Origin of the sequence: Pseudomonas lini (assembly GCF_030812475.1) — a bacterium.
Lineage (GTDB): Bacteria > Pseudomonadota > Gammaproteobacteria > Pseudomonadales > Pseudomonadaceae > Aquipseudomonas > Aquipseudomonas lini_A.
Map to the genome: position 1 here is coordinate 1 of NZ_JAUSSR010000007.1, position 18536 is coordinate 18536.

The 18536-nt window shown below is 60.3% G+C and carries 12 protein-coding genes and 2 pseudogenes; 10 read left to right on the forward strand and 4 right to left on the reverse strand.

Features of this window, described 5'->3' with window-relative positions; all coding sequences use genetic code 11:
* Together J2W17_RS14475 and J2W17_RS14480 are read left to right on the forward strand one after the other, a co-directional pair.
* Positions 1-93: NAD(P)(+) transhydrogenase (Re/Si-specific) subunit beta (locus J2W17_RS14475; RefSeq protein WP_163018286.1), on the forward strand; the 93-nt coding region annotated here is incomplete at its 5' end.
* 224 nt (positions 94-317) lie between these two features.
* Positions 318-1883, forward strand: a complete 1566-nt coding sequence (locus J2W17_RS14480) for a BCCT family transporter (RefSeq protein ID WP_307334974.1) — start codon at positions 318-320, stop codon at positions 1881-1883.
* A 79-nt stretch (positions 1884-1962) separates the two neighbouring features.
* On the opposite strand, the gene J2W17_RS14485 is transcribed toward J2W17_RS14480, so the two are convergent.
* Positions 1963-2862, reverse strand: coding sequence for a LysR family transcriptional regulator (locus tag J2W17_RS14485; RefSeq protein WP_307334976.1), 900 nt, complete (start codon positions 2860-2862; stop codon positions 1963-1965).
* A gap of 131 nt (positions 2863-2993) precedes the next feature.
* Here J2W17_RS14485 and J2W17_RS14490 point away from each other — a divergent pair, with 131 nt between their 5' ends.
* Together J2W17_RS14490 and J2W17_RS14495 are read left to right on the forward strand one after the other, a co-directional pair.
* Complete coding sequence (locus J2W17_RS14490) at positions 2994-4010, forward strand: SDR family oxidoreductase (RefSeq protein ID WP_307335834.1); 1017 nt, start codon at positions 2994-2996, stop codon at positions 4008-4010.
* A 78-nt stretch (positions 4011-4088) separates the two neighbouring features.
* Entirely contained in the window at positions 4089-4631 is a 543-nt protein-coding gene (locus tag J2W17_RS14495; RefSeq protein ID WP_307334978.1) for a histidine phosphatase family protein, read from the forward strand.
* 289 nt (positions 4632-4920) lie between these two features.
* Here the strand turns inward: J2W17_RS14495 and J2W17_RS14500 are convergent, their stop codons facing one another.
* A complete protein-coding gene (locus J2W17_RS14500) occupies positions 4921-6219 on the reverse strand; it encodes an MFS transporter (RefSeq protein WP_307334979.1) in 1299 nt (432 codons plus the stop codon).
* 707 nt (positions 6220-6926) lie between these two features.
* Between J2W17_RS14500 and mexE the strand changes: the two genes are divergently transcribed.
* The 3 genes from mexE to J2W17_RS14515 are packed head-to-tail and all read left to right on the forward strand — an operon-like array spanning position 6927 to position 12793.
* The gene (mexE, locus tag J2W17_RS14505; RefSeq protein ID WP_307334981.1) at positions 6927-8180 is read left to right on the forward strand and encodes a multidrug efflux RND transporter periplasmic adaptor subunit MexE; all 1254 of its coding nucleotides are present in this window, start codon (positions 6927-6929) and stop codon (positions 8178-8180) included.
* A 12-nt stretch (positions 8181-8192) separates the two neighbouring features.
* A complete protein-coding gene (locus J2W17_RS14510) occupies positions 8193-11375 on the forward strand; it encodes an efflux RND transporter permease subunit (RefSeq protein WP_307334983.1) in 3183 nt (1060 codons plus the stop codon).
* Complete coding sequence (locus J2W17_RS14515; protein WP_307334985.1) at positions 11372-12793, forward strand: efflux transporter outer membrane subunit; 1422 nt, start codon at positions 11372-11374, stop codon at positions 12791-12793. The genes J2W17_RS14510 and J2W17_RS14515 overlap by 4 nt, the downstream gene beginning before the upstream one ends.
* Before the next feature lie 307 nt (positions 12794-13100).
* Here J2W17_RS14515 and J2W17_RS14520 read toward each other — a convergent pair.
* Positions 13101-13529 (reverse strand): annotated as a pseudogene (locus tag J2W17_RS14520) (HlyD family efflux transporter periplasmic adaptor subunit); the annotation flags it as partial.
* A gap of 64 nt (positions 13530-13593) precedes the next feature.
* Positions 13594-13755: pseudogene (locus J2W17_RS14525) on the reverse strand (hypothetical protein); the annotation flags it as partial.
* A gap of 115 nt (positions 13756-13870) precedes the next feature.
* Here J2W17_RS14525 and J2W17_RS14530 point away from each other — a divergent pair.
* The 3 genes from J2W17_RS14530 (at position 13871) to J2W17_RS14540 (ending at position 18529) form a co-directional block, all read left to right on the forward strand.
* Complete coding sequence (locus tag J2W17_RS14530; RefSeq protein WP_307334987.1) at positions 13871-14926, forward strand: tetratricopeptide repeat protein; 1056 nt, start codon at positions 13871-13873, stop codon at positions 14924-14926.
* A gap of 433 nt (positions 14927-15359) precedes the next feature.
* The gene (locus J2W17_RS14535; RefSeq protein WP_307334989.1) at positions 15360-16862 is read left to right on the forward strand and encodes an ATPase domain-containing protein; all 1503 of its coding nucleotides are present in this window, start codon (positions 15360-15362) and stop codon (positions 16860-16862) included.
* Positions 16859-18529 carry a response regulator gene (locus J2W17_RS14540; protein ID WP_307334992.1) on the forward strand — a complete coding sequence of 557 codons (1671 nt, stop codon included), beginning with the start codon at positions 16859-16861 and terminating at the stop codon, positions 18527-18529. Before J2W17_RS14535 ends, J2W17_RS14540 begins: the two co-directional genes overlap by 4 nt.
* Positions 18530-18536 lie beyond the last annotated feature (7 nt).

The following is an 18536-nucleotide window of genomic DNA, read 5'->3' on the forward strand; positions in this document are numbered from 1 at the left end:
CTGGACAACGAACTGTTCTACCTCGACAAGACCATGATGGTCTTCGGCGACGCCAAGAAAGTCATCGAAGACATGGTCAAAGCCGTCGAGTAATACCTGCTTCAACGCAATACCCAAAACCCCGGCCCTTATCAGGCTGGGGTTTTTAAGATGGTCCCCCGACATTCCGCGGGGGCTACGCTTTCGCAGGATGTTTTGTTTCCCAAGCCACGCCAACCAACCTCTTATTCCAAGACCTTCCGTCCAAGGAGCGACCATAAGTGGGCAACCGTTATCGCCCGTCGCCGCGGGTTCCACGCTTTACTAAAGGATGGAGTATGCAAAAAACATCTGAGTCACCCATCGACAAGGTGGTTTTCTGGGTGGCTGCCGTGATTTCAGCCTCGTTCGTCGCCTGGGGCGCGCTCTCGCCCAAGGCCATGGCGACGACGCTACAGGCCGTACTGGACACCATCATCGACGAGTTCGGTTGGAGCTTCGTGGTCTCCACCGTGTTCTTCCTGGGTTTCGCGTTATTCCTGGCCTTCGGCCGCTTCGGTCGAATCACGCTGGGCAAGGACGGGGAGCAACCCGAGTTCAGCACTTCATCGTGGATCGCGATGATGTTCAGCGTTGGCATGGGCATCGGGCTGATGTTCTGGGGTGTAGCCGAGCCGATCACGCACTTTGCGACGCCACCGCACGGACTGGCGCAGCCGCACTCCAGGGAAGCCGCCAAGCTGGCCATGCAGTACGCCTACTTCCATTGGGCATTCCACCCTTGGGCGATCTACGCCATCGTCGGTCTGGTCATTGCCTACTTCTCGTTCCGCAAGGGGCTGCCAAACCTGATATCCAGCGCCTTTACGCCGCTGATCGGAGAAAAAGGCGTGCGCGGCCCCCTGGGCAAGTCGATCGACGTGCTGGCGGTCCTGGCCACTCTGTTCGGCACCGCCACTTCGCTCGGCCTGGGCGCGCAGCAGATCAACAGCGGCCTGAACTACCTGTGGCACACCGGCGAGTCGAATGGCATTGCGTTGACGATCATCGCGGGGATGACGGTGCTCTTCATTTTCTCCGCGGTCTCCGGCGTGGGCAAGGGGGTGCAGTTCCTGAGCAACGTCAACATGGTGGTTGCAGTGCTGCTGTTGCTGTTCCTGGCGGCAGTGGGCCCCAGCGTGTTCATCATGAACACACTGGTCGCGTCGGTAGGCGAATACCTCCGCGAGCTGGTGCCGATGTCGTTTCGCACCGCCGCCTTCAGTGATGGCAAGTGGCTCGCCGGCTGGACCATCTTCTACTGGGCCTGGTGGATCTCCTGGGCGCCGTTCGTGGGCACCTTCATCGCACGAATTTCCCGCGGCCGCACCATTCGCGAGTTCGTCATCTGCGTCATTTTCATCCCCAGCGGCGTGACGATGCTGTGGTTCTCGATCATGGGAGGCGCAGCCCTGTACTCGGAGCTGGCCGGCGTCGGCGGCATCGCCGCTGTAGTGAAAGACCAGGGACCGGCGGTGGCGCTCTTCGCCCTGCTGGCTCAGTATCCCGCCGCGACGCTGACCTCGTTTGCGGCCATGATGCTGGTCGGCGTATTCTTCATTTCAGGGGCCGATGCCGGCTCCATCGTCATGGGCATGCTGTGCGCCCGCGGCAATCTGGAGCCGCCGCGCTGGCTGGTGGTGCTGTGGGGTACGCTGGCCGGAGCCGCGGCTTCGGTGCTGCTGGTGATGGGTGGCCTGGGAGGGCTGCAGACCGCGTCCATCATCGTCGCCGCGCCGTTCCTGTTGGTCATGATCGGGATGTGCGTGTCGCTGTGGAAGGCGCTGCTGGATGATCTGCAGTTTAGCGAAAAGCGTGAGCTGGATCGCATCCCCAGCGAACCAGAGCGAGCCGCTGTGGATTGACAATTCCTTGTTGCGCGAGCCGAGGCGCTGCTGCTTCAACAGGAGTGCCTTCTCGCCCTCGCCTCTTTGTCCCCCAACTTCACACCGAGGCCAGGTCGCCACGGCTGTGACAGGTGCTGATCGATAGGGTTTCGAACAGTACCTGCTCCAAGATGGCAAAAAAACATTGGATGTGGGCCTGTTTCAATGCTTGAGGCCGGGTCACCAGGTATATCTCCATATCTGGAAGGTGGAGCTCCGGGAACAACCCGATCAGATCCTTCGCCAGTATGCGGGGCAGTACGGCTACCCCCATACCCCGCCTCACCGATTCGAGCTGCACGGTGAACGAGTTCACGCTGATCTGCGCGTGGCCCAGTCCACCAGCTTTTGCCGCACGCATTTGCGGCAACATGTCCAGCGGTGGAAGCAAGGCAATATTGACCGCAGTGGCCGGGGTCACCCCTGGAAACCGCTTCAGATAACCTGCATCAGCGAAGACACCGTAGGCAAGCCGGCCTATGGGTCGATAAATCAGCGACGGCTCACCCAGATGAGCTGTACGTACAGCAATATCTGCCACGCCTCGGACGATTTTGTGAAAGTCGGCGGTGACCATCAGCTCCACCGAACAACGCGGGTGCAAAGCAGTGAAGCGACTTGCGGCCTCCAGCACACAAGACGAAAACCCCTCTCCGGCACTGACCAGGACACTGCCAAATAACGCGGTGTCCGGTGATATGTCTGCAGCGGTTTGACGCCTCAAGCCCGCTTCCGCAGCCAGGGCAACTTCCACGAGGGATTGGCCCCGCGAGGTCAACCAGCACCCTTCAACGCCCCGTTCGACGAGAGGCTCGCCCAGCGCGACTTCAAGTTGGGTCACGCGGCGGGACACGGTAGACGCCGCGATACCCAGCAACTGGCCCGCTTGAAGGAAGCTACCACGCCGCGAGACCGCCAACAGCAGACGGAGATCGTCCCAATTTGCTTGCAACGCCATGCGTCCTGTCCTCCCTGATCGGCATATGTGCAAAACCATTATGCAGCAGTCGCTGTTTTTCGGGAGTGACATCAACGGTATATCTACAGGCCCTCGAAACGAATGGAATGAATGGTATGACTACTGGCCCCATGCGCAGCGTATTTGTTACCGGTGCAACCGGCTTGCTGGGCAATAACCTGGTGCGTGAATTGGTCGCTCGTGGTTATGCGGTCAAAGGCCTGGTGCGCTCAAGAGCCAAAGGTGAACAGCAGTTCAACCATCTGCCAAATGTGGAGCTGGTCGTTGGTGACATGGCCGATGTCGAGGCCTTCGCAGGATCGCTGCAGGGTTGCGATACGGTGTTTCACACTGCGGCGTTCTTTCGCGATAACTACAAGGGCGGCAGGCACTGGAACGAACTCGAAAAGATCAATGTCGCCGGAACCCGGGACCTGATTCACCAGGCTTATCGCGCCGGCGTACGTCGCTTCATTCATACGTCTTCCATTGCCGTGCTCGACGGCGCACCGGGCTCGTCCATCGATGAGACATGTCTACGAGCCGACGCCGACGCGGATGACTATTACCGCAGCAAGATCCTCGCCGACCGTGTCGTCTTGTCGTTCCTGGAAGCACATCCCGAGATGCATGCCTGCATGGTCCTGCCCGGTTGGATGTGGGGTCCTGCCGACATTGGCCCGACCTCCTCGGGACAACTGATCAACGATGTCGTCAACGGCAAGTTGCCCGGGCTGATCCCGGGCAGTTTCTCCGTCGTCGACGCCCGTGATGTGGCATTGGCGCTGATTGCTGCCGCCAAACATGGCCGGCGAGGTGAGCGCTATCTGGCGGCGGGCCGATCCATGACAATGCGTCAACTGGTGCCTGTTCTAGGACGGATAGCGGGCGTCAAGACACCCGGTCGACAACTGCCGCTGCCCCTTCTATATACCTTGGCGATTGTGCAGGAGATCTATGCGCGCCTTACTGGCAAGCCCATTCTGCTGAGCATGGCCACGTTGCGCCTGTTGATACGAGAGGAGCATCGCACCTGTTTCAACCACCGCAAGAGTGAACAGGAGCTTGGCCTGTGTTTCCGGGCGCTGGAGCTGACAATGACCGACACCGTGGCGTGGTATCGTGCTCACGGCTGGTTTGAAAACTGAGCTCCCGAAACCGCACTTCGTGGTCATTTACCACACACCAGAACAAGGACGTAAATTGTGAGCAGGGAAATAATCCTGATGCGTCACGGCCAACCAGAATTGGCCGCAACCGCCAAAATCTCAGCGGTCGAGATGAAAGGCTGGATCGAGCAATACAACCGATCCGAAATAACACACCACGCGGTCCCGCATAGCAGTATGCAACTTGCCGCAACCGCCACCGTGATAGTTTCAAGCACCGCGCCTCGTGCCCTGACCTCCGTCCAGGCGCTCGGCCTGAAGCCTGCGTTGGTCGACGCACTTTTCTGCGAAGCACAACTACCTTATGGTCATTGGAAACTGCCCCGGCTATCGCCGTTTACCTGGTCATTTATCCTTCGAGTCTTATGGCTGTGCGGTTACTCACGCAACGTGGAGTCCGTAGGCACCGCGAGGATTCGCGCCAGCACGGCAGCCAAACGACTGCAGTCCCTTGCCAGCGATGGACCCGTTCTGCTGCTCGGTCATGGCTTTATGAATCGAATGATCGCCAATCAACTGGTGGCCGACGGATGGGCTCGCCAAAAACGTGACGGCAGTCAGTACTGGAGTGCGACCGTGTATCAATATGGCGGTGTGTAAGAGGCGCCAACTGCGTGCACATGACAGTCGATGCCAAGCACGACGCCCTACTCGTCTGCGCTGAAAAACTGGAGCGCCTGCGGGCGCTTCGAGAGGAAAAAGTACGATGAACTTCAGAAAAACCCTCGCGAGTATCGACTGGAAGAAGTGGGCGGGTTGGGTGGCGCAGCTCGGGTTCGTCCTGGCGGCAATCGCCGGATACTATGGGTGCGATCCGACAAAGTAAGGTCAGTCTTCAAAGCGTCCGGCATTCGCTCGGCGTGGTCTTTTACATAGTCATGAAACTTTCTCATCTGGCCACCTCGCTACCATCCACCAGGGATGACGACGAAGAGCCGTCTTCCCTGCTCACCTGTACGACTTCGTTATCCTTAGGGGCGAGCAGCACAAGTGCTCCCACCATCACTTCGAAAATCCCGGCACCGACAATCACCAGGCTGGTTTCAAAGCGGGCATACAGCGCAGCACCGCAAGCACCGGCAATCAAAATCGACGCGCCCAACGCCGCAAAACGCAGCCGTGCCAGCCCGGCGATTTCGCTTTGCCTGAACCGGGTTTGAATCAGCAGAATGAATGAGATGTCGATCAATGGTCCGCCGAGTGCCGCCAGACTTGAGCCGACCATCATCCCCGTCAGGACGTGGTCCGGTGGCAGGTACAACACGGCAGCACCAATGATTGCGATACCCAGGCCGTTAACCACGGCGCCGAGGGTAAACCCGTGATACAAGCGGCGTATTTGCAGATTGCCCACAACAAAAATGGAGATCAGATTCCCTGCCCCGTAAGCCCCCATGATCAGGCCGTAGGCAGCAAAACCCTGTACGCCGAATCCCTGGATATCATATTTGACGACGGCCAGCGCCATGCCGATCGATATACCCACGCTCCAGGCAACATTGCCCAGACCCGCACACACATACACCGCCTGCATCTGGCTGCGTCCCGCAAGACTTCTCCAACCGGCGGTAAATCCGGCCCGCCGGCTTGTTGCCTTGACAGGCTGGCGCGGCAACGCTTTGCCCAACTTCCTGATCGCCCACGCGGAGATCAGGAAGGTGATGCTGTTCAGGGTAAACAGATGCTCGATCGGAATCAGCAGCGTAATCGCCGCTGCCAGCATTGGCCCGATCACCCGGGCGATCCGGATGATCGCATCGAACAGCGCATTGACCGATTGCAACTGGTCCGGCGCCGCGACAATCCGCGGCAGACTGGCGCGCAGCGCCGGCTCAAACAGCGAGTTGAGGATCATCATGAGCATAAGCGCAACCGCCAGCATCCACAGACTCATGATGCCGAACCCCCAAGCAAGCACCGGAATCAAGGCAAACCCGGCCCGCGCCAGGTCGGCGCCGATCATCGTGCGACGGTGGTCCCAACGCTCCGCCCAAATCCCCCCCAGCAAAGCACCTGCCAACGCAGCAGCACCGCGTAGAGCACTGAGCCAGCTAGCATCGGTTCCGGCTATCTGCACCGCCATCCAGGCGATGGCAATCGCGAAGAGTTCGTCACCGATCGAAGAGAGCGCCAACCCTCCCCACAGCAAGGCCACTGGCCGCTGAAGTAATGGCCTGAACAATTTCATATCATCAACTCCGCATAGTCACTCAATAGTTCTGCGACAGCCCCTGTCGTTTCGTTATTCGTTTGGAAACAACTGGCCCGTCGAAAACAGGCAATGCCACTGCGCAAAGTCAATACGAAGAGGCTCCGTCCTGCTCCGTCAGCAGACGGTGGCTGGTGCCTGAGCCCCACTCGACGAAAAAATCGGTTTTTTCAACATCGCGGATACTGCGAACAAACATATTCAGTTCCTTTTGAATATGGAGACTTACCGGCTCGAACGCGCGAGGCGAACAGCGTGGTTGCGGCGGTAAACGTCAAGTGGAAAACACAGAAGCAGGCTTGCATACGTTAATTTTTCAATAGATCGCTTGAAACCATCTTTCGGGACAACGCTGTCTTTGAAGAATCGAATGAAAAAAACCGCCCCATGATCAAGGGTGGACTTGCCGACCTGGGGCTTTCCAAAGCGTTTGCTACGAATGCTGCCAGTCCTTTGGGCAGCGTTTGCAATGGCCACGCCTCGATTTCAAGCCGGCCTTTACATTTTCAGCAACACTGAATTGTCATCAATCCAATTGATAGCATCCTAACAAAACCCGCAGACTAGAGGGCTCGCGCCACGCTTATATCATTCCGAATGATAGTTACCTTTGCCTCATTCGATTCGTGAGATCCAGGTTCGCCGAGCATCATCCGTCCATTCTCAATACATTGGCGGATGCATCCATGGAACAATCTCTCAAACATATGCGCTTCCCCTTGGCCCTGTTGGCCATGTTGGTGATAAGCGCTTGCGGCAAGGCTCCGGACACGGCCGCCACTATGCCCGCAGCCAAGGTCAGCGTGGCCAAGGTGCTGGAACAACCGGTCAACGAGTGGGACGAATTCACCGGGCGCCTCGAAGCCCCGGAAACCGTGGAGATTCGTCCGCGGGTCTCCGGCCAGATTGATGAAGTGGCGTTCACTGAAGGCGCCCTGGTCAAGAAAGGCGACTTGTTGTTCCAGATCGACCCGCGTCCGTTCCAGGCTGAGGTCCGCCGCCTCGAAGCCCTGGTTGCCCAATCCCGCGCCAACGCGACCCGCAGCGAAAACGAAGCCCGGCGCGGTGAACGCTTGCGCACCAGCAACGCAATTTCCGCCGAGCTGGCCGACTCGCGCACCAGCGCTGCCCAGGAAGCCCGCGCCGCCGTCGGCGCCCTTCAGGCGCAACTCGATCTGGCGAAATTGAACCTGAGTTTCACCCGCGTCACCGCACCGATCAGCGGTCGCGTCAGCCGTGCGGAGATCACCGCGGGCAACCTGGTGACCGCCGATACCACGGCGCTGACCAGCGTCGTGTCCACCGACAAGGTCTATGCCTACTTCGACGCCGACGAGCGCGTGTTCCTCAAGTACACCGCCCTCGCCCGCCAGGGTAAACGTGGCGCCACTACCCCGGTTTACCTCGGCCTGTCCAACGAAGACGGCAACCCGCACCAGGGCGTGATGAACTTCGTCGACAACCAGGTCAATCCGAAGACCGGCACCATCCGTGGCCGCGCGGTGTTCGATAACACGGACGGCACCTATACCCCGGGTCTCTACGCGCGTTTGAAACTGGTCGGCAGCGGCACCTACTCCGCCGTGCTGATCAACGACGAAGCGGTCGGCACCGACCTGGGCAAGAAGTTCGTGCTGGTGATGGATGCCGACAACAAGACGGTGTATCGCTCGGTCGAGCTGGGTCCAAAGATCGAAGGCCTGCGTATCGTACGCAACGGCCTGAACAAGGATGACACGGTCATCGTCAAGGGCCTGCAACGTGTACGTCCTGGTTCGCCGGTCACCCCTGAAGTGATCCCGATGGCCAGCCAGGAAACCCTCGCCGCTCTGGCTCAACAACGACAAGCGCTGGAAGCCAGCAACCTGCCCCAAGTCGCCCCTGCCAAGGTCGCGTCGGGCTCGGTTGTGAAAGTGGCTGCTGCGACACCACGCGGTTAAGGGATCCCTACGATGAATTTTTCCCAGTTCTTCATTTCACGGCCGATCTTCGCAGCGGTATTGTCGCTGCTGATCCTGATCGCCGGTGCCATCTCGCTGTTCCAGTTGCCGATCAGCGAATACCCGGAAGTGGTGCCGCCGACCGTAGTAGTCCGCGCCAACTTCCCGGGCGCCAACCCTAAAGTCATCGGTGAAACCGTGGCCGCTCCCCTGGAGCAAGCCATCACCGGCGTCGAGAACATGCTGTACATGTCCTCGCAGTCCACCGCCGATGGCAAGATCACCCTGACCATCACCTTCGCCCTGGGCACTGACCTTGACAACGCGCAGGTGCAGGTGCAGAACCGTGTGACCCGGACCGAGCCCAAGCTTCCCGAGGAAGTGACGCGCATCGGTATCACCGTCGACAAGGCATCGCCCGACCTGACCATGGTCGTGCACTTGACCTCGCCGGACAAACGCTACGACATGCTCTACCTGTCCAACTACGCCTTGCTCAACATCAAGGACGAGCTGGCGCGCCTGGGCGGTGTCGGTGACGTGCAGCTGTTCGGCATGGGCGATTACTCGCTGCGCGTCTGGCTCGATCCGAACAAGACTGCCTCACGCAATCTGACCGCCACCGATGTGGTGACCGCGATTCGCGAGCAGAACCGTCAAGTGGCGGCAGGTGCCTTGGGTGCCCCGCCTGCGCCGAATGCCACGGCGTTCCAGTTGTCGGTCAACACCCAGGGCCGTCTGGTTTCCGAGGAAGAGTTCGAGAACATCATCATTCGCTCCGGCGACAACGGTGAAATCACTCGTCTGAAGGACATCGCTCGCGTCGAACTGGGTTCCAGCCAATACGCCCTGCGTTCCTTGCTGAACAACCAGCCGGCGGTGGCGATCCCGATCTTCCAGCGCCCAGGCTCGAACGCGATCGAAATCTCCAACGAAGTGCGCGACAAGATGGCGGAGCTGAAGAAGAGCTTCCCGGAAGGCATGGACTTCAGCATCGTCTATGACCCGACGATCTTCGTGCGCGGCTCCATCGAGGCGGTGGTTCATACCCTGTTCGAAGCACTGATCCTCGTTGTGTTGGTGGTGATTCTGTTCCTGCAAACCTGGCGCGCCTCGATCATTCCATTGGTCGCTGTGCCGGTGTCGCTGATCGGTACCTTCGCGGTGATGCATTTGTTCGGCTTCTCGCTGAACGCCTTGTCACTGTTCGGATTGGTACTGGCGATCGGTATCGTGGTGGACGACGCCATTGTGGTAGTGGAGAACGTCGAAAGGCACATCGAGCTGGGAGAAACGCCCGTCGAAGCCACCAAGAAAGCCATGCGTGAGGTGACCGGGCCGATCATCGCGACGGCGCTGGTGCTGTGTGCGGTATTTATCCCGGCGGCGTTCATTTCCGGACTCACTGGCCAGTTCTACAAACAGTTTGCCCTGACCATTGCCATCTCGACCGTGATCTCGGCGTTTAACTCGCTGACACTGTCCCCTGCCCTGGCCGCCGTGCTGCTCAAGAGCCACGATGCGCCGAAAGATCGCTTTACCAAAGTGCTTGATAAACTGTTGGGCGGCTGGCTGTTCCGTCCGTTCAACCGGTTTTTCGACCGTGCCAGCCATGGCTATGTCGGCACCGTAGCCCGGGTTATCCGCAGCAGCGGTATTGCGCTGCTGTTGTACGCAGGCCTGATGGTGCTGACCTTCTTCGGTTTCGCCCACACCCCGACGGGTTTCGTACCCGGCCAGGACAAGCAATACCTGGTGGCTTTCGCACAATTGCCGGACGCCTCGAGCCTGGACCGTACCGAAGACGTGATCAAGCGCATGTCCGACCTCGCCCTGAAACAGCCAGGCGTGGAAAGTGCGGTGGCGTTTCCAGGCCTGTCGATCAACGGCTTCACCAACAGTCCGAACGCCGGCATCGTGTTCGTGACCCTGAAGCCGTTCGATGAGCGTAAAGACCCGAGCATGTCCGCCGGTGCGATTGCCGGTGCCTTGAACGGTCAGTACGCCGGGATTCAAGAAGCCTACATGGCGATTTTCCCGCCGCCGCCAGTACAAGGTTTGGGCACCATCGGTGGTTTCCGACTGCAGATCGAAGACAAGGGCAACCTGGGCTACGACGAGCTGTATAAAGAAACCATGAACATCATCAACAAAAGCCACAACGTGCCAGAACTGGCCGCGCTGTTCACCAGCTACACGGTGAACGTGCCGCAGGTCGATGCCGCTATCGACCGGGAAAAAGCCAAGACCCACGGCGTGGCCGTCAGCGACATCTTCGACACCCTGCAGATCTACCTGGGTTCGCTGTATGCCAACGACTTCAACCGCTTCGGTCGCACCTATCAGGTCAACGTTCAGGCCGAGCAGCAGTTCCGTCTCGAGCCGGACCAGATCGGTCAGCTGAAAGTGCGCAACAACAAGGGCGAGATGATCCCGCTGGCGACCTTTATCAAGGTCAGTGACACCTCGGGCCCGGACCGCGTGATGCACTACAACGGCTTCATCACCGCTGAAATCAACGGTGCGGCAGCCCCCGGCTACAGCTCCGGCCAGGCGGAAAAAGCCATAGAGAAACTGCTCAAGGAAGAACTGCCCAACGGCATGACCTACGAATGGACCGACCTGACCTACCAGCAGATCCTGTCCGGCAACACCGCGCTGTTCGTGTTCCCGCTCTGCGTATTGCTGGCGTTCCTGGTACTCGCGGCTCAGTACGAAAGCTGGAGCCTGCCACTGGCGGTGATCCTGATCGTACCGATGACCCTGCTGTCGGCCATCACCGGGGTGATTGCTTCGGGAGGCGACAACAACATCTTCACCCAGATCGGCTTGATCGTTCTGGTGGGGCTTGCCTGCAAGAACGCGATTCTGATCGTCGAGTTCGCCAAGGATAAACAGCAGGACGAAGGCATGAGCCCGCTCGAAGCAGTACTTGAAGCGTGCCGTCTGCGTCTGCGGCCGATCCTGATGACCTCCTTCGCGTTCATCATGGGTGTGGTGCCACTGGTGTTCTCCAGCGGTGCCGGTGCCGAAATGCGTCACGCCATGGGTGTGGCGGTGTTCTCCGGGATGCTCGGGGTGACCTTCTTCGGTCTGTTGCTGACGCCGGTGTTCTACGTGTTGATTCGTAATTTTGTCGAGCGCGGCGAGAAGCGCAAAGCGGCCAAGGCGCTGCAACTGGAGGCGCAACAATGAGCCTGAAAGCCTTTCTGCCGAGCCTGCTGGTGCTGGCCCTGAGTGCCTGTGCCGTTGGCCCGGACTACAGAACCCCAGCCACCGAGCCGGCCAACATCACTCACGCTACCGATGGCGCCGCCGGCCAGAAGAACTTCGACCGTGCCCGCTTCGAAGGCATCTGGTGGCAGCAGTTCGAAGACCCGACCCTCAACCGGCTGGTAACGCAATCGCTGCAGGGCAACCGTGATCTGCGGGTCGCCTTCGCCCGCTGGAAAGCGGCGCGGGCGATCCGCGACGACGCCAGCAATGACGCCATGCCGACCATCACCAGCCGCGCCAGCAGTAACCTGGGCAAAGGTCAGATTCCTGGCCAGACCACCGACCGGGTCAATAGCGAGCGCTACGACCTGGGGCTGGATATGGCCTGGGAGCTGGACCTGTTCGGGCGCATCCAGCGCAATCTGGAATCCAGCGACGCCGAGCAGCAGGCGGCTGAAGCGGATCTGTACCAGCTGCAAGTCAGCATGATTGCCGAACTGGTGGACGCCTACGGTCAACTGCGCGGTGCGCAACTGCGGGAAAAGATCGCCTTGGCCAACCTGAACAACCAGCAGGAATCGCGCAAGATCACCGAAAGCCTGCGCGATGCCGGTGTCGGCGACCAGCTCGATGTGGTCCGTGCCGATGCGCGCCTGGCGTCTGTGGAAGCCAGCGTGCCGCAACTGCAGGCGGAACAGGTCCGGCAGAAAAACCGCATCGCCACCCTGCTGGGTGAGCGGCCGGACAAATTGACGGTGGACCTCAGTCCCAAGGACCTGCCGGCGATTGCCAAGGCCCTGCCAATCGGCGATCCGGGAGAACTGTTGCAACGTCGTCCGGACATTCTCAGTGCCGAGCGCAAACTGGCCTCCGCCACCGCCCGTATCGGCGTGGCCAAGGCTGACTTGTTCCCGCGGGTCAGCCTCAGCGGTTTCCTCGGCTTCACCGCCGGGCGCGGTTCGCAGATCGGTTCATCGGCAGCCAACGCCTGGGCGCTGGGCCCGAGCATCACTTGGGCGGCGTTCGACCTGGGCAGCGTGCGCGCGCGTTTGCGCGGCGCCGATGCCGAAGCCGAAGGCGCCCTGGCAACCTACGAGCAGCAAGTATTGCTGGCCCTGGAAGAATCGGAAAACGCCTTCAGCGACTACGGCAAGCGCCAGCAACGCCTGATTTCGCTGATTCGCCAGAGTGAATCGAGCCGTGCCGCCGCCGACCTGGCGCAAATCCGCTACCGCGAAGGCACCGCAGACTTCCTCGTCCTGCTCGATGCCCAGCGTGAGCGCCTGGCCGCGGAAGATACCCAGGCCCAGGCCGAAGTCGATCTGTATCGCGGCATTGTAGCGATTTACAAGGCAATGGGCGGTGGCTGGCAACCAGAGACGGTGGCCAGGCAGTAACCGGCCAGTAATGTAGCAACGAGCTCCTTTGGTTGGCCGCAACCAACCAGATTTTTGCCCCGCGCCTCATTCGGTCGCGGGGTTTTTTTCTGAAGGTTTTGTGGTGTCTGTTCGGGCCCCTTCGCCGGCAAGCCAGCTCCTACAGGTTCTGCGCCAGTCACAGAATCTGCGCACAGCACATACCCTGTAGGAGCTGGCTTGCCAGCGAAGGGGCCCTTGAATCTTGCATCAACCTCGAAGTCTTGCATTGACTTTGAGGACGCCTTCGCTGGCAAGCCAGCTCCTACAGGGGGCGTGGGTGGCCGCGTTATTGTTGGTTTTCCCGGACGGTGACGGTGGCCGTGGTCCCGGCACGCAGGCGGTTCTTGCCGGCATAATCGGCATCGATCTGTATCCGTACCGGCACCCGCTGCGCCAGTTTGACCCAGGTGTAGCTGGGGTTGATGTTGGCCAGCAGCCGGCCGCCCGGCAGATTCTCCCGGTCGGCGATGGCGAAGGCGATGCTTTGCACCGTGCCGCCGAAAGTCTCGCCGCTCATCAATTCGATCCTGACCCGATCGCCCTGCCCGATTCGCGGCAGCTTGGTTTCTTCAAAGTAGCCGCTGACGTAAAACGAGTCGCTGTCCACCAGCGCCAACAGCGCCCCGCCGGCGGTGGCATAGTCGCCCTGGCGGGTCAGCAGGTTGGTGACGTAACCGGTGACAGGCGCCTGGACCCGAGTGCGCTGCAAATCCAGGGGCCATGCCAGCCAACGGTTGGCTGACGATGACCACCGCCATGATCGACCACTTGGGTTGGTCAAGGTCGAACAGGAAGGCCAGGTACAGGGTCAACAACCCGGCGGCGATCGTCCGCAAGGCGAACAACAGCACCCCGCGCCCGGGGTTGAGCATCGCCTTGAAGTATAAGAGCAGCGCTTGCATGGGAATGCCCGTTGGGTCATCTCCAGCAAGCGTAGTCATTGCAGTGTTGCCCCGTCAGGTTTCAGTCAGGATGTTGGCGTCAGGATTTGACTCACGGCCCCTCCTGACCGAAGCTGGCGGCTCTGCAACAGCTTGCCAGCTTCCGGATCCCTGCATGTCCCAGTCCCGCCGCTACCTGATCATCAGCCTCTGTGTCCTGTTCGCCATCGGCCTAGCCTGGTTTTTCATGAGCAGCACCACCCCCGTGGTGCCGGCTGCGATCAAGCGCGGCTACACCGAAGCGCTCGACCAGGCCCGGGCGGGTCAGCCAGGTGCGGCGCGGGTGCTCTACCAGCAACTGGCACGCCCGGACCTTTCTCCGAAGCGACGTATCTGGCTGCATGCCGAACTGCCCAACTACCCAAGCTCCGTCGCCTTGAAACTGGCGGATGCGGACTTGCAGCATGAATCGCCGGACGTGCGCGTGGCGGCGATCAACAGCATCAGCGGCCTGGTGCCCAGCGGACAGCGCAGCCTGTTGCTGGGCCCGCTGCTCGATGACGGCGACCAGCGCGTGCGCTACGCCGCCGTGAACGCCTTGCTGGGACTTTCGCCAGACGATCTCGGTTTGTATTTCGGGACGCTGCAACACGCGATCGACGCCTGGGAACAGGACCTGAAAAGCCAGCCCGAAAGCGCCGATAACCAATACCAACTGGCTCGGCTGCACCTGCACAATACCGAGTTGAAAGAAGCGCAACAGGCACTGGAGAGCGTCTTGCGTCTTGCCCCCGGCAACCTGCCCGCGCTGGTGATGCAAATTGAAGTGCTGGACAAACAGGGCCAAAGCGAAGCCGCCCGGCTGCTATTGGCCAAGCAGTTGAAGGCGCAACCCGATTCGGCCTACCTGCAGCATGCCCTGGGGTTGTGGCTGCTGCATCACGGGCAAAGTGAATTCGCTCTGCTCGGCCTGTCCAAGGCGGTGGAACTGGAGCCGGACAACAAGGATTATCGCTACGACCTGGCCACCACACTGCACGGCGAACTGGAACTGGAAGCGGCGCAGAAACAGCTGCAGGAAATCGTCCAGCGCCACCCGGCCGACCGCAGGGCCCGGGTGTTGTTGATCAATTACTGGAAGGAAAGCGGCCAACTGCAAAACGTGCAGATTTTGTTGGCGCAACTGGAACAGCTCAACCCCGACGACCCGGCGTTGCAGCAGGGGCTTTGAAAGGTCGTCCGAACGCGACCGCGTTACCGGGCGAACACCAATCCTGTGACTTGTTAAAGATCCCATGTAGGAGCTGGCTTGCCAGCGAAGGCGCACGGGTGTCCGGCATCGATGTCGACTGACACGCCGCCTTCGCCGGCAAGCCGGCTCCTACAGGGATCGGGTCGTGCCCAGATCCCGTGACCGGCAAAGATCCCATGTAGGCGCTGGCTTGCCAGCGAAGGCGCACGGGCATCCGGCATCGATGTCGACTGACACGCCGCCTTCGCCGGCAAGCCGGCTCCTACAGGATCGGGGGCGTAAACGAATCTTGTGTGCAATCCCGGCAAAAAGTGTTGAACGCTCTTCGCCGCCAAAGGTCAAGTGTTCAGGCAGTCCATTCAGGCACTTCCGGCCTGCTGCCTCGTATCCCCTGATCTTGAGAGGGCATTATTTGTCTACATCTAACGAGTTGTTCAGTGCAAAAGCCGCCACCGGCATCGACGGTCTGGATGACATCCTGGTCGGCGGATTGTCCCGCGGTCATGTGTTTTTGCTCGAAGGTGAACCCGGCACAGGTAAAACCACTGTTGCCCTGCATTTTCTGTTGGCCGGCGCACGAGCCGGCGAGCGCTCGTTGTACATCACCTTGTCGGAAACCGAGCGCGAACTGCGCCAGGGTGCGTTGTCCCATGGCTGGGAGCTGGATGAAAACATCCACATCTTCGAGCTGACGCCCCCGGAAAGCCTGCTCAATTCCGAACATCAGCAAAGCCTGCTGTACTCCTCCGACCTGGAACTGGGCGAAGCCACCAAGCAGATTTTCGAAGTGGTCGAGCGGGTCAAGCCGACTCGCGTAGTACTCGACAGCCTTTCCGAGATCCGCCTGTTGGCCCAGAGCTCCCTGCGCTACCGGCGCCAGATCCTCGCGATCAAACACTACTTCGTGCGCTATGACGCCACGGTGGTGTTGCTCGACGACCTGACCACCGAATCCCTCGACAAGACCGTGCACAGTGTCGCCCACGGCGTGATTCGCCTGGAAGAACTGACCCCCAACTATGGCGCCGAGCGCCGGCGGATCCGCGTGGTGAAGTACCGCGGCCAGAAGTACCGTGGCGGCTACCACGATTTCACCATCATGGGCGATGGCGTCCACGTGTTCCCGCGCCTGGTCGCCGCCGAACATCGCGGCGTGTATATCCGTCAACAGTTGACCAGCGGCATCCAGGAAATGGATGCCCTGCTCGGCGGCGGCATCGAGACCGGGTCCAGCACCTTGATCCTTGGCCCGGCCGGTACAGGAAAATCGCTGATCTCGATGATCTTCGCCGCAGCGGCCGTGGCCCGGGGCGAGAAAGCCGCGTTGTTCATTTTCGATGAAGAACTGGGGCTGTTGTTCGAGCGCATGAACAACATGGGCATCGATCTGAAAGCCCTGCAAGACACCGGCAACCTGCTGATCGAACAAGTGGATGCAGCCGAATTGTCCCCCGGCGAATTTTCGCACCGGGTCCGCCGCTGCGTCGACCAGCGTGATATCAAGACCGTGGTGATCGACAGCATCAATGGCTATCAGGCGGCAATGCCTGAAGAAAACGCCCTGGTGCTGCACATGCACGAGTTGCTGCTGTACCTCAATCGCCGGGGCGCCGCGACGTTCATGACCGTTGCCCAGCACGGATTGGTCGGTGACATGCAGGCCCCCGTAGACATCACCTACCTGGCCGATACCGTGATCCTGTTGCGTTACTTCGAAGCACTGGGCAAGGTTCGTCGGGCGATTTCGATCATAAAGAAACGCACCGGCAGCCATGAATCGACCATTCGTGAATACCGCATCAGCGGCCAGGGCATGACGATCGGCGAACCGCTGGACGCGTTCCAGGGCGTACTGCGCGGTGTACCCACTTATATGGGCGCGAGCAATCCGTTGCTCGGGGACGAGAGCCCGTGACGGTTCTGGAGCCGATGTCCGAGCGCGCGATCATTCTCGCGCCGCTGGGACGTGACAGCCAGATTGCCCTGATGATGCTCAATGAAGCGGGTTTTAACGGCGTCATCACCCGCGATCTGGTGGGCCTTTGCAGTGAGTTGACGCGAGGCGCGGGAATGCTGCTGATCTCTTCCGAGGCATTGCTGGGCAGTGATCTTGCGCCGCTGCTCGACCTGATCGAGCAACAGCCGGCCTGGTCGGACTTGCCGATTGTGTTACTGACCTACCATGGCGGCCCGGAACAGAACCCGGCGTCGCGGCTCGGTCCACAACTGGGCAATGTCACCTTTCTCGAGCGGCCTTTTCATCCCGTGACCCTGATCAGCCTGGTGACCACCGCGTTGCGCGGTCGACGACGACAGTACGAAGCCAGGGATCGGTTGATCGATCTGAGTCAAAGCGAGCTGCGGTTGCAGAACACCCTCGAAACCCTCGAACAGCAGGTCGAGGAACGCACCGCACAGCTGCGCAACAACGAAGAAGCCCTGCGCCAGTCACAGAAAATGGAAGCGGTCGGCCAACTCACCGGCGGCATCGCCCATGACTTCAACAACATGTTGACCGGTATCATCGGCAGCCTGGAGTTACTGCGACGGCGCCTGGCCCGTGGCCGCATCGAAGACCTGGACAGCCTGATCGACCTGGGGGTGACTTCGGCCAACCGCGCGGCTAGCCTGACCCACCGCCTGCTGGCCTTCTCCCGGCGCCAGTCACTGGACTCCAAACCCGTGCAGATGAACACCCTGGTGGTTTCCATGGGGGAGTTGCTGCAACGCAGTATCAACGAAAGCATTCAACTGGACATGCAGCTCAGCGATCAGCTGTGGGTGGCCGAAGCCGACCCCAATCAACTGGAAAGCGCCCTGCTCAACCTGGTGATCAATGCACGCGATGCCATGCCCGATGGCGGCCAACTGGTGGTGAAGACCCGCAATCGGCACTTGGACCTCGCCTTCACCCAGGCCCACAGCAACCTCGACCCGGGCGACTATGTGATGCTCAGCGTCACCGACACCGGGTGCGGCATGCCGCAAAGCACCATCAACCGGGCCTTCGACCCGTTCTTTACCACCAAGCCGATCGGCCAGGGCACCGGCCTCGGGTTATCGATGATTTATGGCTTCAGCAAACAATCGCGCGGCCATGTCGCCATCCAGAGCGAAGTGGGCAACGGCACCACGGTGAGTTTATTCCTGCCGCGCTTCGGTGGCGATCTGCCCCGGGACGTTCCGGCAGACGTCCAGCACGCTCCATTCGCGCAACACGGCGAAACCGTGTTGATCGTCGAAGACGACCCGGCGGTGCGGATCTTGGTCCGTACCGTGTTGAGCGAACTGGGTTACGCCTTTGTCGAGGCCGCTGATGCCGACAGTGCGGTACCGATTCTGGATTCGGCGCAACGGATCGACCTGATGATCAGCGATGTCGGCCTGCCGGGCATGAATGGCCGGCAGTTGGCGGAAATCGGCCGGCAGTACCGGCCTGAACTCAAGGTGCTGTTCATCACCGGCTACGCCGAACACGCCGCGGTGCGCGGCGGCTTCCTTGACCCGGGCATGCAGATGATCACCAAGCCGTTCACCTTTGACCTGTTGACGGCGAAGGTGCGGGAGATGATCCGGATCTGAAGCCCTC

Coding starts and splice junctions, on each gene's coding strand:
- J2W17_RS14480 (WP_307334974.1), top strand. CDS start 318: ATGCAAAAAACATCTGAGTCACCCATCGACAAGGTGGTTTTCTGGGTG.
- J2W17_RS14485 (WP_307334976.1), bottom strand. CDS start 2,862: ATGGCGTTGCAAGCAAATTGGGACGATCTCCGTCTGCTGTTGGCGGTC.
- J2W17_RS14490 (WP_307335834.1), top strand. CDS start 2,994: ATGCGCAGCGTATTTGTTACCGGTGCAACCGGCTTGCTGGGCAATAAC.
- J2W17_RS14495 (WP_307334978.1), top strand. CDS start 4,089: ATGCGTCACGGCCAACCAGAATTGGCCGCAACCGCCAAAATCTCAGCG.
- J2W17_RS14500 (WP_307334979.1), bottom strand. CDS start 6,219: ATGAAATTGTTCAGGCCATTACTTCAGCGGCCAGTGGCCTTGCTGTGG.
- mexE (WP_307334981.1), top strand. CDS start 6,927: ATGGAACAATCTCTCAAACATATGCGCTTCCCCTTGGCCCTGTTGGCC.
- J2W17_RS14510 (WP_307334983.1), top strand. CDS start 8,193: ATGAATTTTTCCCAGTTCTTCATTTCACGGCCGATCTTCGCAGCGGTA.
- J2W17_RS14515 (WP_307334985.1), top strand. CDS start 11,372: ATGAGCCTGAAAGCCTTTCTGCCGAGCCTGCTGGTGCTGGCCCTGAGT.
- J2W17_RS14530 (WP_307334987.1), top strand. CDS start 13,871: ATGTCCCAGTCCCGCCGCTACCTGATCATCAGCCTCTGTGTCCTGTTC.